General features: G+C 36.4%; 8 protein-coding genes. 3 read left to right on the top strand and 5 right to left on the bottom strand.

Annotated elements, in window-relative coordinates; translation table 11 throughout:
• Nucleotides 1-295: 295 nt before the first annotated feature.
• The 5 genes from BZG01_RS10750 to BZG01_RS10730 all read right to left on the bottom strand — a co-directional run bounded on the left by BZG01_RS10750 (nt 296) and on the right by BZG01_RS10730 (nt 11709).
• Nucleotides 296-1555 carry an alginate lyase family protein gene (locus BZG01_RS10750; protein WP_101309842.1) on the bottom strand — a complete coding sequence of 420 codons (1260 nt, stop codon included), beginning with the start codon at nt 1553-1555 and terminating at the stop codon, nt 296-298.
• A 76-nt stretch (nt 1556-1631) separates the two neighbouring features.
• Nucleotides 1632-3176 (bottom strand): IPT/TIG domain-containing protein, encoded by a 1545-nt coding sequence (locus BZG01_RS10745; protein WP_101309841.1) that lies wholly within the window; start codon nt 3174-3176, stop codon nt 1632-1634.
• 38 nt (nt 3177-3214) lie between these two features.
• The gene (locus BZG01_RS10740; protein WP_101309840.1) at nt 3215-5017 is read right to left on the bottom strand and encodes a RagB/SusD family nutrient uptake outer membrane protein; all 1803 of its coding nucleotides are present in this window, start codon (nt 5015-5017) and stop codon (nt 3215-3217) included.
• Between the two features lie 38 nt (nt 5018-5055).
• Nucleotides 5056-8316 carry a SusC/RagA family TonB-linked outer membrane protein gene (locus BZG01_RS10735; protein WP_101309839.1) on the bottom strand — a complete coding sequence of 1087 codons (3261 nt, stop codon included), beginning with the start codon at nt 8314-8316 and terminating at the stop codon, nt 5056-5058.
• Between the two features lie 615 nt (nt 8317-8931).
• A complete protein-coding gene (locus tag BZG01_RS10730; protein ID WP_101309838.1) occupies nt 8932-11709 on the bottom strand; it encodes a ligand-binding sensor domain-containing protein in 2778 nt (925 codons plus the stop codon).
• Nucleotides 11710-12457: 748 nt separating this feature from the next.
• Between BZG01_RS10730 and uxaC the strand changes: the two genes are divergently transcribed.
• From uxaC to BZG01_RS10715, 3 genes are all read left to right on the top strand, one after another.
• Entirely contained in the window at nt 12458-13861 is a 1404-nt protein-coding gene (uxaC, locus tag BZG01_RS10725) for a glucuronate isomerase (RefSeq protein ID WP_101309837.1), read from the top strand.
• Nucleotides 13862-13885: 24 nt separating this feature from the next.
• Nucleotides 13886-14923: a sugar kinase gene (locus BZG01_RS10720; protein ID WP_101309836.1), complete on the top strand. Its 1038-nt coding sequence runs from the start codon at nt 13886-13888 to the stop codon at nt 14921-14923.
• Between the two features lie 79 nt (nt 14924-15002).
• Nucleotides 15003-15674, top strand: a complete 672-nt coding sequence (locus BZG01_RS10715) for a bifunctional 4-hydroxy-2-oxoglutarate aldolase/2-dehydro-3-deoxy-phosphogluconate aldolase (RefSeq protein WP_101309835.1) — start codon at nt 15003-15005, stop codon at nt 15672-15674.
• Nucleotides 15675-15679: the final 5 nt, after the last annotated feature.

Below are 15679 nucleotides of genomic sequence, written 5' to 3'. Positions count from 1 at the left end.
TTCAACAAATGGCATTTTGATGAGACCTTGCATGGTGAAGAAAAAGACTATTCGCAACTAACTTATTCCATTCGAACGGGTATGGCTCCTCGCATCATTCACTTTCGCTTTTATCCTGTCGAAATTATCCATGGTGTAATAGGATAGACAAAAACTGTATTGATGGTAACAACAATGTCGTCATTGCTTGAATCATGAACCATAACCATGCTATCATTTCCACAACTCACCCACAAGAATCTCACAAAAAAATAGGATAGATATTTTTTTTAAATTGATTTAAACATCTCCTAATTTATTTTTCCAATGAATACATTAGTGTCCCAAAACCCAAATTATCAAAACCTCCACTGTTTGGTCCGTAATCGCCACCTCCACCTTCTGGGAGGTGCACCCGAGCTGCCAACTCAATATATGGAGCAGAAAGTCCTTGCTCTATAACATAATGATTGTATAATCTAGCCCAGATCGGACGGAAACTACCTCTTCCATCAGGACTAATTTCAGTACTACTCCAATTTTCACAGTTATTATAAGGCTCAAAAGGAACACTTAAATTTGCAAAATTATACTTTGCTTCGTACTCAGATCCTTTCAGTACCCGATTATCATCATAACCATACAAATCATCTCCTTGGTGCCAGGCCATTTCGCAAATCGTTCCAAGCAGGCCAATACATAATTGCGCATGCCCTTGATCACGCCCACTTTCCTGTATTTGACCCAGTCCGTTAGGATGAATAAAATAAATTGTTTTTTTTAGTTGTCCATTGCCATCTCCATTAATTAAATAATCAATGGCCTCATTATAAATATCTGCCCGGTCGGTCAATATACCAACAGCCATTATATCAGCAAGATTTGCTAAATCCCAATTTGCCCAGTAATGACTAATACAAGTGCCATTATGCCGAACTAAAAAATCAGAACTAAGTGGATAGAAAACATCCAGCAACCATTGTTTAAAAGCTTCAAAATCTGCACTTTCCCATCCTTCATAGTCCCTCAGAATTTCTGCAGCATTAGCAAACTGATAGCCATAAATTCCTGCTGCCAGCATTACATTAGAGTTCCCACTAATTCTTTCGCAAGTAGATGCCCATACATTTAAAATCTGAACAGCTTTATCGGCATAAGCATCATCACCTGTTATTTTCCAACGGATAGCACACTGATAAGCCGCTGCAACATCGTTAAATGCACGACTGTAATTATCAGCTTCCGGTTCTTCCGCAGAATTTCCTCCCCGAATCAGTTTTACAACAGGATTTGGCTTATAAGATAAGCTGGCGTGCGCATTTTTAATCAGCATATTCCAGCCAGCCAGCCATGGCTCAGCATTTGCTTTAACCTTCAACTTTATTCGGTCAAAGTCAGACTTTGTATGAAGCATTCCCGGATGTATAAAAGTTTTGTTTTGATCAATCGGAAATTCTTCTTCCTCTACAACTGGTGGTTTTTCTTCTTCCACAACGACAGCAGATCCATCTCCGCCACCGCAACCAAAAATGAGAAATGGCAGGACAACTAAAAATGCAATAAATATTTTTTTCATGAGTTAAAGTATTATTCCTAATTTTTTGAAAAATCATGCCTGTACTATATGCTCAGGCATGATTTTTAATAATTACTTACTGACCAATAAATGCCTGTAACTCTTCTTTATTTTTAAATGTTCTTATCCAATCTACCTCATAACCTGTTTCTTCTGTCGACGTTATATCTGCAATCTTAAGTTGCCATGAAGCTAAATCCTGACTCTCAGTAATTACAGTAGATATATCATAATAGATAACGTTGTCTGAAATGAAGTCTACTAAATATGAATTGTTTTTATTATCAAACCTATCTAATTTAATATTACCCGCAACCGGAGCCGCAGCACCTGTGCCTGTAAACGAAATTTTATAAGCCAGAATAGGATACTCTGATGAATATCTCCATGCTCCTGTTGGAGAATCGCCTGGGAAAATTCCTCCTTCAACATATTTTAAATCGGCACGACGTTTGTTTGTTCCTTCAAACTGACTTGCATTAAAAGTCACTTTTAATTTCCCATCTTCAATTACATTTGTGGGAGTCGAGCTGTTTACGCCTACCCAATAATTAGCTGCAGTTGGATCATCAAATTCAAACATAAATTTTCCTTCTGGTATAACCGCATCAGTAATATTCCCATAGAATTCAATTTCGGCGATATTACAGTTTCCCTCAGCTGAGTAATAGTAGATGTAGCGATAACTTTCATTGGTAGTAATAGCCGCCTCAGTATAAACCTCAACAGTTGGCTCTTCTGTAATTGTATATAATGTTACAGCATCAAAAAGTGTAGGATCATTTGCTCCACGAATTTCTCCGCCAGTCATACGTTGCGGATGAGATGCACGCGGCACATAACGAACGGAAGTTAATAATGCTGTTTTTCCTTCGCCAACATCATAACCTACATAACCAGTTTTGGTTGCACCATCAACAAAAGTGGTTATATCTCCATCAACTGCTGCAGTAATATATGTAGCCGGATTATCGCCCCATGAACTACTATGTCCAATAAGTGTACCCGTTAACAGTTCATCTCCAATAAGGAAATATGATACAGGAATCACTTGCGTACCTACATATAATGTCAATACTCCAGAGCTGGCATCAGGAATTGTGAATTTTATTTCATTATCTGAAACTGAAATTACTACAGCTTCTGCATCACCAATAAAAATTTGCACATCTGCCAAATTAGTGCCGAACTTTTCACCGATTATTGAAATTTCATCGCCTGGTTTACCCCTTTCAGAGCTTAAATAAGATACCTCAGAAGATGGTATAACTACATATGAACCAATAGAATCAATTATTTCCGTCCATACTTTTAATGATATTTTCCCAGAAATAGCACCGTCAGGAACTTGTGCTACGATTTCATCATCTTTACATGAAACGATCAAATCGGACTCAACACCATTAAAAAATACTGAGACTGCGTTCTTATAATCCCCAAAATCAGAACCTTCAATTGTAATCAAAGTACCTGCATATCCGCTGGCTGGGCTAAACCCAGTTGGAAGAGGAGCAGGATAAGTATACATCTTTATCTCGGGATCTTTATCGCAACCACTATATATGACTGCTAAGACCATAAACACCACTAAGAATTGGATGTTTTTTATATATGATTTCATAAATACTATGTTTTAATTAATTAAATATTACAATACTCCTAATATCCAGTATTTTGAACAAGATTTGGATTTAACAGCAACTGTTGTGTTGGTAATGGGAACAAATAATGTTTCCGCTGAAAATCATGGCTGGCAGCAGGCATTATCACAAGGCAATTCAAGTCGCCATCTGCAGTTTTTACAACAGTTTCGCCATACCCATATTTATTTGGAGTGTATTTATCTGTCGCAACACCCGCTGCATCCTTAAAATCGGTTGGATAAGAAGCATCGCCTACTACCATACCGCAAACATTCTGGTTCAATTCAGTTTCAGCAATACCCCAACGTTTCAAATCATTAAAACGATTGTTTTCGCTGTACATTTCCAATGCTCTTTCACGTCTGATTTCAGTTAACATGTCTAAGCCATTAGCAGAAACCAAGTTATTTGTTAATGCTGCAACACCAGCTCTTTTCCGAATTAAATTGATAGAAATGTCAAGGTCAGCATCACTAATACTACCGTTTAATTCATACAATGCTTCAGCATAAATCATAAAAACTTCGGCCAAACGTATTTGAGGATAGTTTGATGATTCTGTGTTATCCGGACGATAAGAATTTTCTGTAAAATTCCAGCTCGTAAATTTAAAATTACCAAAACCATAGAGAACCCCATCGGTTAAACTCACAGCCCCTGCATCAGGTATAGATTCATCTCCCAAAACATTGGATATCATACGGTAATCCCTGTTTTCAAATTCCTTACTTACATCGGAATATCCCTGGAACAAAGGCGATTTATCAGCAGGCAAACCATCGGTACACAAATACATGTCCATCAGTTTTCGGCTAGGTGTTAATCTCCATGATTCACGGGTAATTTGAACAGCACTTTGACGTAACTCATAGTCGTATACACTTTGTAGAATAAATTCCTTATTGCTTGGCTTATCCAATCCCATAGGGTTTGAACCAGTTCCGTCAATCGTGAACAAGTAGAAATTACTCCTGTTGTTTAATCCGGTGTTGTAATCCCACAACTCGTATCCCCCATTATCCATTACATCTTTTGCCATAGCAACAGCATCAGTCAAAAATTCTGTAACCTGATCTTTAGCAGGCCCGGCAGAACCTGTAAAATCGGTAGTAGTACCGGTATATTTCCGCCAGGCAGCTTCATAAAGCTCAACACGGGCTTTAAATGCCTCGGCTGCCCATTTACTCACGCGCCCTTTGTCTGCATCAGGAATAGTCTGTTCGGTAGGCAGATTTGGAATCGCAGCATTCAAATCAGCAAGAACTTGGTCTACAACCTCGTATCGACTATTTCGCGCACCATACAATTCCGGTGAATCCAAATCAATTACTACAGTATCAATTGGAACACCTCCAAAACGCTGCAGTAAAAAGAAGTGATGCCATGCCCTAAAAAATTTTGATTCAGCCACATACTGTTTGATATCATCCTTATCGCCTTCATAGGCTCTGGCTTTTTCAAGTAGAAGGTTTACACTGCGAATATATTTGTAAGAATTATCCCAAAACTGATCATTGTCTGGTAAAGTAAGAGAACCAAGTCCGTAACTCCCTTGTCCGGCATAACCACGGTCCTTTACATTGGAAGAAAGATCAGATCCAAAATCCATGAAACCGAAAACATTAACACCGTCGACATTTTTCCAACTTATCATCTTATCATAAAATGAAGCTGTGGAAGCTTTAAACTGATCAGGATTTTTAAAATATGATGCTTCGGTCAGTTGATCCTGCGGAGCCAAATCCAGAAAATCATTCCTGCATGAAACTGCCAGTATAATCAGGCAACCGATAACTATAAGAATTGATATTTTTTTCATATGATTATAATTTGTTTTTGATCAATTAATAAATTAGGCTAGAAGCTAAGATTAACACCTAATGACCATGTTCTCATAAATGGGTATCCTGCGTTGTTTGAACCCATCCCCTGTTCGGGATCGTAACCATCTTTAATCGAAGTACTTTCCCACAAGTCATTACCAGAGAAAAATACTCTTGCCCGCTCAATATTTGCTTTTGCAAGCCACTCCTTTGGTAAAGTATAACCTATAATCAATGATTTTAAGCGGATGTAACGGTTATTTTGTAACATAAAATCATTGTTTTTATAATTGTACTCGTTACGTTTAGTATACGTACTTAAGCGCGGATAATACGCATTTGTATTTTCAGGTGCCCATGTTTTCCCAATAAAAGAAGCGTTTTGATTGCACCAAATTGCATTAAATGGGTATGCCAAATAATCTCCTCGTTGGATATACTGTTTGCCTACTCCTTGGAAGGAAGCGTTAAAATCGAAACCTTTCCACGAAGCACCCAAATTCAAACCAAAAACAAAATGCGGAGCATTATCCCCCATGTATTTCAAATCGCCTTCATCTTTAGCAGGATCTCCCAATGCACTGATATAACCATTGCTATCCAAATCAACCTTTTTAACATCACCCGGGCGTAAAGTTGCTGTAGGATCACTTGCTTTCAAAGCCGTTAAATCTGCATCCCCACTCAAACCACCTGTATATTTGGCATAGTAGGCATCTACTTCATCCTGACTTTGTAAAAATCCATCTGTTTCATACATCATCCAGGAACCCAGAGGGCGACCAATTATTCTATCATTCAATCCTGCATTAAAGGTCGTTGCTCCTTCGTATGAAACAAGCTTGTTGCGACTGTCGGTAATATTAAAACCTATGTTATAAGTAAAATCACCAATTTTATCTCTCCAATTCACGATTGCTTCCCAACCTTTTACTTCTAATTCTCCACTGTTTGAATATGGAGCTGTTCCTCCTAGTATAGAAGGATAGGTCTGTCTAATTAACATCCCATCATTGAGTTTTTCGTAATAGTTAAAATCGGCAGACAAGCGGTTGTTCAACAAACGCATTTCAAAACCAATATTCTTCATCGCTACACGTTCCCAGGTAGTTGAAGGATCCATACTTAATCCATTTCCACTTATACCGGCCGAAGGTTGAGTTGCAGGAGTGCTTCCTAAAACAACAGTACCTAAACCAATGGTTGAATAATAATCATACAAACCAATACCAGACTGCAAACCGGTTTCACCATAACTGACCTTTAACTTCAAAAAATCAATTGCACTTAGGTTAAGATCTTTCACGAAATCTTCGTTCGTTAATACCCAACCTCCGGAAACATTGAAGAAATTAGCTGTCCTTGAACCATCTGCAAACTTAGAAGATGCATCGCTGCGTCCAAGTACTTCAAACAGGTAGGTATCATTATAGCTGTAATTTAACCTGCTGTAGTAAGAATACAATCCCCATTGGTTTCTACCACCGCTATTGCCGGCTTTGTCCGTATAATCTGCCGCATTAAGGTCGTACACACCATTGTCTGTAATGGGTGAACGAGAGGCAAACAGTTTCTTAAATTCGTTCTTTTCTGCAGAAACACCTGCCAATGCTGAAATACGATGATTGCCCAACTCTTTGGTATAACGCAATAAAGAATTGTAATTTTGATAGTAAATATTTTGAGTCTCAGCACTGATACTGGAGGTTGAATTAAGCGAACCGGCAGCTGGATCTCCATCCCACGTATAAAGCGGAACAGTCAATTTATAAATTTCCCTTCTAAATTGGTTTTCCTGAATTGAAGCAGAACTTTCAAATTCAAGGTCTTTTATTAGTTTAACATTAACTTTCAAATCAATTCTTGTTAAGCTATTATATTTATCATCTCTTCCACCATCGGTAGTTAGAGCTGTCGCATTTCTATTCCCAGCATTTCCAAAATTAGAATGCCATTGTCCATAAGGATTTTTAGCCGGAAAAAACGGAGGATCCTGAGAAGTCATTGACCAATCGATTCCTCCTGAAGGGGAAGATGTATGATCTTTCTGATAAGTAACACCTGACGTTAAAGTTATTCTATCAGAAACTTTAAAATCGTAATTCAACTTTAGGTTGTACTGTTTTTGCCCGTCGTAAGCGGTAGCAAGATTACCCACATTATTGGCATAACCAACTGAAAAACGATAGTTCGTTTTATCTGATGATCCTGAAACACTTAAAGAATGCTGTTGGGAAGTACGTGTCTGAAACAATTCAGGATATCTGTCACCCTGACCAATAAATATGTCGCCCCAGTGTGTCGTAGAATATATTCCTTCAATTCCCTGCTGCATTCTCAACATTTCGTCCTTTCCGGCAAACCACCAAAGAGGTGATGTTTCCTGTGCATTAGCATCTAACCACAAAGTCGCATATTCCTGCATATTTGCAGTAGGAGTTTTAATACCGGGTGTATTAATACGCACATTTCCGGTGTAATCAACTTTCATTTTGCCTTTACCCCTCTTTGTTGTTACAAGAATAACACCACCGGCAGCCCTCGATCCGTAAATGGCAGCCATTCCATCTTTTAATACCGTCACCGTTTCAATATCATCGGGATTCATTGAAAAAAATGCATTACCGGTTGCTGCAGGTACTCCATCGATAACCACTAACGGGCTAACCCCATTTACAGAAGTAGCTCCACGAATCTGCATATTTATATCCTCATTACCAGGACGGGAAGATGTTCTGGTGATTGTCAAACCAGGAGTCTGGCCTTGCAAAGCAAGTACTGGGTTAGAAACAGCTCTACTTTCAAGTGCCTTAGAAGACACCTGTTCCACAGCGCCAGTCATTGTAGATTTCTTTTGCATACCATAACCTACGGCCACCACTTCCTCCAAGCCAATAGATGAAGTAAGAAGAGTGATATTAACAAGCGATTGATCACCAACCACTACCTCCTGCGTTTCCATCCCTATAAAAGAAAATATCAAAACAGATCCTATTTCGGAAGTAATTGCATAATTACCATCAATATCGGTAATTGTTCCGATTGTTGTTCCCTTTATAACTACAGAAGCACCAGGAACCGGAAAACCCTGATCATCTATCACCTTACCGCTGACTTTCTTTTCAACCTGCATGGTTTCGGCCTTACTTTCGCCGACACTATCCTTGGCAGACACTGCCTGCACGTTTAACACCTGCAGCATCAGTAAACATACTACTACAATAGGTTTAAACCAGATTTTAATGTTGAGCAATCTGCTATTCCTTTTGCTGCAACAGTTAATAGATTTAATCATGAAAATTAAGTTTAAGTTCATATTAATTTAGAAGACAATACTTACTAGTTTTATCATGTTACGTCAAAACGCAAACGTTAACGTTGGTATCATCAAAACTAGATCAATTGTTAATATTTGTAAACTTTAATTGCTGAAAATAGGTTTGGAGTTATACAATGAAACAAACTTTATACTGTGTCATTTTAAAATGAAACACCACGGCAGAACATTAAAGACAAATAGGGATAGAAAAATTTGAAAACATACAACACTCTAATTACTTACCACTTACAAAACGAAAAAGGCGTCATATTACAATCTGACACTCAATATAAGTACTTGAAAACAATCTCTATCAAGCTGTATTTTGAGAAAATAAAAAAGAGGCAATAGATTCATTAAACTTGACAATATTCGACTTAAAATGTCAATTTTTGCCAATTATTTTGTCATCACGAAAATTTAAAAGGAGCTCAAGGAGTCATTTTTTTCCACTTAATGTTTTCTTAACACAAGCAGCAGCACAAAGTATAAAGATTCAATAAACTACTTATCACAATGCTATCCTCAAAATTAAAGATATAACAACAGATAAGCTATTTGCCCTACATTTGTTTCATGAAATTTATCAGCTTACTTGTCGTGTATTTCAGACCAATATTCAGCTGGGGTTTGACCAGATACTTTTTTAAATGCCCTGTAAAAGGATGATTTTGAATTAAATCCACATTTCTCGGCAATTGCAGTTAGAGTTAAATTCTTGTTTGCCGGATCTTTCATTTCCTTTTTAATTTCCAATACCCGATAATGATTGATAAAATCGGTAAATCCCTGTCCAAAATTTTGATTGATTGCCTGCGAAATCTCCTGAGTGGAGTAATTCATTAATTTAGCAAGATCTGCAATTTTTAATTCCGAATTTAAATATAGCTGCGAGGAAACCAAATAATTTTTAATTTCTGAAAAAAGTTTACTGCTGTGAGATTCATCCAAACGCGAAAACTCATACTTTTCTTTAGTCTGATCGTTATACGATGCCAATTTTTTACGGGCTTTTTTTATCAAGTATATAAAAAGAAAAACAGTCATGATTAAAAAAAGGGGCACAGCCAAAAAAACGGCAAGACTCTGATACCATTCAGAAGCAATTCGAATTCTTAAAACTTTCACACTATCAGGCAACACCGAATCTGCTCTATCCACAACCCCCATATAAAATTTATATTCTCCTGGTTTTAAAGAATTAAAGTACACCTTTCTTTGATAATCCAATTTTATCCATTCACTGTCATCAGAATTCTTTTTCTCCAACTTTACAGCATATCTGGTTTCTGCAGCAAGCGGCACAAACAAATTGATAAATCTGAAACCAATATTATTGTCTTTTCCTCTTAATCTTAAAACTTCAACATTTTCAACCGGAATATTAAGTTTATTGACTAAATTCTCATTAATCTGTTTGCCTCCAATATAAATATCAGTAAGTACTAAATTACTTTCATCCGTACTTTCCTTAATAGACTTAGGATCAAAGTATACCAATCCCTTTTCATTTCCAAACCAAAGAGTTCCCAACTGGTCTTTAATTACAGCATTTGGATTAAACACCAAACCAGGCAAACCATTTGAAAAGAAGAAATTATCAAACGAATGATCATATGAACTATAACGGCTTATTCCTTTTAAAGTGCTTATCCAATATTCCCCGGCATCAGCCTCAATAATACTTGAAACAGAGTTATCACATAAACCATCTTCTTTCAAGATACTAAGTTCAACCTCAAGATCTTCATTAATGCCATAAAGTCCATGCTTTTCTACAGCAACCCACATCATATTTCCCAAGTCGCAATAAAAGCTGCTTGCCTTATACCCAGACAAAAACTTAAAATCAGCTACCTGCACTAATTTATTATTCAAATTACTGTAAACTTTAACTCCTTTATCAGTACCAACCCACAAACGATTCAAACGATCAATTTTTAAAGCATATACTAATTTTTCCTGAATTGGGCTATTTTGAGCATCGTACTTCGTTACGTTATTATCATGAACTTTAAAAACCCCATCTAAAGTACCTATCCATAAATTTCCATGGCTATCCTGCTCAAATGCATAAATGCACTGCCCACTAAACCAATCTGCCTTCCATTCTTTTAAACTTTCGGTTTTAAGAGAATACACGTATATACCTCCATTATATGTTCCTACCAATACTGTTTCAGTATTATACTGAAACATCGACAATATAATTTTAGCTTTTAATAAAGAGTTTTGCATTGAAAAATACTTAACTCTCTCTTGACCATTTAACACATACATACCATCTCTGGTTCCGATCAATCGCACTGAATCGCAAAAGCACAAGGATCTAACGCTTTTATTAAAAAACGAAACGTCTCTTACCGAATTTAATATTTTAAAACTATTGTCTTTCAAAGAAGAAAAACTAACCCCTCCGGCATAAGTTCCAGTCCATAAAGTCTTATTTTCATCTATCAATATTGAATATACAGCATTAGAAGAAATGGAGGATGGGAAATTGTCATCATGTTCAATTCTTTTAATTTGCTCTTGCTTAAAATCATAAACTAATAATCCATTCGAATCTGTGCCTATAAATAAACAATCTTCAGAACATGAAAGTGATAAAACAATACTTCCCTCTGTACCCGCTATTTCCGAAAATTTCCTGGTTTCAAGATTAAAACTTATCACCCCTTTATCTGGAGTACCAAAAAAAAGTAAATTATTATGCTTCGTAATGCGTGAGAAATGTAAACAATCATCTTCACCAAAATTTGATTCATTATACAGCAACGAACTTCTAGCCACTAAATCATATTCAATAAACCCACCTTCTGTAGAAATATATAATTGATCATCCTCCACATAAAAATCAGTTATATGATTAAGTAAATTATGAATATCCTTATGAAAGGAAATGGAGCTTAACTCAAACGATTGAGAATCTATAAAAAAGAAATCGCTGCCTGAAAAAAATAACAAGCTATCCTTACCATAACCCAATATTTTATCAATTCTTTTATCCCCTAATTTTTCATTGTTAAATTTCGTAAACGTACTGCCTATTCTATCCCAGTAAAAAAGTCCTGTTTCTGTACCAATCCACATTTTACCATGACAATCTTCAAAGATAGAGGTAACACTTGTCGTATTTTTCGGGAAATAATCACTAAATGTTCTTATTTCAGCTCCATCGTACCTGTTAATTCCATCCAATGTACCAAACCATAAGTAACCAAAATGATCTTTATAGATACTCTTCACAAAATTATTAGACAAACCATCTTCAACAGAAATATGCTTAAACACATACGATTCATTCTTATTTGAATAAACATTGAATGAAATACCAATAAAGAAAATAATAACACTCAGCAATTTCATAAGGTTCCAGTAGGTTTTATAATGACTAAAAAATCATACAGAATAAACTAATGGAATACTAACATAATTCCATTCAACTTTTAATAGCAGGTTAAGCAAAAAATGCACTCTAGGCAATCATTTAGTTAAATTCAAAATTCATGCAGACAGTTAAATTTCACTAAAGCTTGTTAAAATAAACAAATAATACTAATGAAGCCTCTAAACTATAAAAAAACCTCAAAATATACTAGAACTGCAAACAGCTATGATATAATGGTTATGATCGCTATACGGCTCTCTACAATCCATAAAATCAAAATATTGTATTCGAAATATAAAAGTTTTGAAAAACAGATTTCACAGACATACCTGTTCATAAAATCAATAATTAACTTACTAAGCAAAACAATAAATACAAATCCCCTTATTATTAACTAGATACAATTTAAATAATGCATTCATTATTACAATTCACCACATCATTTACGACACTCTTTAACATGTGGTATTTCACCAATTCCAAAGGATTTGCATTGATTAGCATTGACTATTATAACGAATTAAAATCAGCTATACCTTAAATAAATTTAATTTAAAATCACCCACTCGTTTGCTATAAATAAAAAACCTCACTATCTTCGTGTCCGAACACGGAAGTATTTTAGATTTAAACTTTGAAAAGGTTCTTATTATTTAAACAATCGTTTTAAACATTTTTTTTACAAACTCCCGTGTGCGAAAACGAAACTTATTTGATACAATATCGATGAAGAAATTTTTAGACAAAGATTTTATTCTTGAGACCGATACAGCGAAAAAACTGTATCATGAATTTGCAGCCGATCTTCCAATTATCGACTATCACTGCCATATTTCCCCAAAAGAAATAGCGGATGATAAGCAATTTGAAAACATGACTCAGATATGGTTATATGGTGACCACTACAAGTGGAGAGCTATGAGAACCAACGGTATAAAAGAAGAAGATGTCACCGGAGAATCTTCCTCTGACAGAGAGAAATTCGAAAATTGGGCTTGTACTGTTCCTTATACATTGCGCAACCCTCTTTACCACTGGACACATTTGGAGCTAAAAAAACCATTTGGCATTGAAAAAATATTAAGTCCTGATACATCAGAGGAAATCTGGAACGAGTGCAATAAAAAATTGAATACTCCTGAGTTTTCATGCAGAAGCTTAATTCGCAAAGCCAATGTTGAAGTTATCGGTACAACCGATGATCCTGCCGATTCGTTGGAATATCATAAAGCAATTAAAGATTCCGGATTTAAAACCAAAGTGGTTCCATCATGGAGACCAGATAAAGCAATGGCTGTTGATGATGCATCAGAATACAACGCATACATCAACAAACTGGCAATTGCTTCCGAAATGGAAATCAACACATTTGAAGATTTACTTTCGGCACTTCAAAAAAGACATGATTTCTTTGCTGAAATGGGTTGTAAGGCTTCCGATCATGGTTTGGAGCAATTTTTTGCCGCTGAATATACAAATGATGAAGCCACTGAAATTTTTGTAAAGATCCGAAAAGGAGAAGAATTGAACGAAAAAGAAATTTTGAAATTCAAATCGGCAATGTTGTATGAATTTGCTGTTTTGGATCATTCAAAAGGATGGGTTCAGCAATTCCATATTGGTGCTATTCGTAACAATAACACCGGAATGTTCAACAAATTAGGTGCCGATACCGGATTCGATTCAATTGCGGACAAATTGGTCGCTGAAGACATGTCAAAATTCCTAAATCGATTGGCAACGGAAGAGAAATTAACCAAAACCATTCTTTACAATCTAAACCCTGCGCATAACGAAGTTTATGCAACCATGTTGGGGAATTTTCAGGATGGTGAGATCGCTGGTAAAATTCAATGGGGGTCAGGATGGTGGTTTTTGGATCAGAAAGATGGCATGGAGAAACAAATGAATGCACTTTCTAATCTTGGACTTTTAAGTCGCTTTGTTGGAATGCTAACTGACTCCAGATCATTCTTAAGCTACAGCCGTCACGAATATTTCCGCAGAATTCTTTGTAACCTAATTGGTAACGATGTTGAAAAGGGATTAATTCCGTACAACGAAGAATTGTTGAAAGAAATAGTGCAGGGAATCTGTTACTATAATGCTAAAAACTATTTCAATTTTTAATCTTACTCAAACAAAATAATAAAGATGAATAAAGTAGTTACTTTCGGTGAAATCATGCTAAGACTTGCAACACCTGGTTATGCTAGATTTTCTCAAGTTGATAATTTTAACGCTACTTATGGCGGAGGAGAAGCTAATGTTGCCGTTTCTTTGGCAAATTATGGCATTGAGGTTGATTTTGTAAGCCGTCTTCCAAAGAATGATATTGGCCACGCTTGTATGATGGATTTAAGAAAATACGGCGTTGGTGTTGACAACATCGTTTGGGGTGGAGATCGTTTGGGAATTTATTTTTTGGAAACTGGAGCTGTTAGCCGAGGCAGTAAAGTGGTTTACGACAGAGCTAATTCTGCTGCTGCTGAACTTGAAATCGGAATGATTGACTGGGAAAAAGTTTTTGAAGGTGCATCATGGTTTCATTGGACAGGTATTACTCCGGCCATTTCACAAGGTGCTGCTGACGTTTGCTTACAAGCTATTAAAGAAGCCAACAAAAGAGGTATTACCGTTTCAACTGATTTAAACTACAGAAAAAATCTTTGGAAATACGGCAAAACTGCAAACGAAGTGATGCCTGAATTAGTTGCCGGCTGCGACGTAATATTAGGAAACGAAGAAGATGCTGAAAAAGTTTTAGGAATCAAACCAGAAGGTGTTGATGTTACCGGCGGACATGTTGAAGCAGGAGCTTACTTATCTGTTTCTCAACAAATCATGAAACAATTTCCCCGTTGTAAAAAAGTAATTACCACTTTACGCGGATCTATCAGCGCAAACCACAATTCGTGGACAGGTGTTTTATATGATGGAACAGAATTGTACAAAGCAAATAATACGTACCAAATAACACACATCGTTGATCGTGTTGGTGGCGGTGATTCATTTATGGGAGGCTTAATTTACGGATTAATTACATGGCCAAAAGATGATCAGAAAGCTCTAAATTTTGCGGTTGCAGCATCTTGTTTGAAACATACAATCTATGGCGATTACAATCAAGTTACTGTTGACGAAGTGGTGAAGTTAATGGAAGGTGATGCATCCGGACGGGTTGCCAGATAAATTATGAGTTATGAATTATAAATGAAGAATACTTCAGACATATAATTCCTAATTCTCAATTCATAATCAATAAAAAAAAATGGCTCAATATTCAAGAATAGAAGTTGCTTTAAAAATGAAAGAAGTGGGAATGATTCCTGTATTCTTTCATTCAGATATAGAAGTTTGTAAAGAGATTGTTAAAGCATGCTACAAAGGTGGTGCCCGCGTATTTGAATTCGTTAACCGCGGCGATTTTGCACATGAAGTTTTCGCAGAACTAATTAAATGGACTGCTAAAGAATGTCCGGAAATGATTTTAGGCGTCGGGTCTATTATTGACGCCGGTACAACTTCATTATACATCCAGTTGGGTGCAAATTTTATTGTTTCTCCAATCTTAAATGCGGAAATGGCTAAAGTTTGTAACCGTCGGAAAATAGCCTGGTCACCAGGTTGTGGATCATTAACAGAAATTTCATACGCTGAAGAATTAGGTGCTGAGGTTGTGAAAATATTTCCAGGAGAACAAGTGGGTGGTCCTGAGTTTGTAAAAGCCGTAAAAGGGCCTTTCTCATGGTCTTCAATTATGCCTACCGGCGGCGTAAAACCAGAAAAAGAGAACCTAACGAAATGGTTTGATGCTGGTGTACATTGTGTAGGAATGGGATCTCAGCTGATGGTGAAAAATTCAGATGGATCATTCAATTACGAAGCAATTGAAGCTGCAACTGCAAATGCTGTCTCTATCATCAAAGAAATCAGAAAATAAACAAA

It is taken from the genome of Labilibaculum manganireducens (genome assembly GCF_002843385.1).
Taxonomy (GTDB): domain Bacteria; phylum Bacteroidota; class Bacteroidia; order Bacteroidales; family Marinifilaceae; genus Labilibaculum; species Labilibaculum manganireducens.
This window is presented reverse-complemented; position numbering and strand designations above follow the sequence as displayed.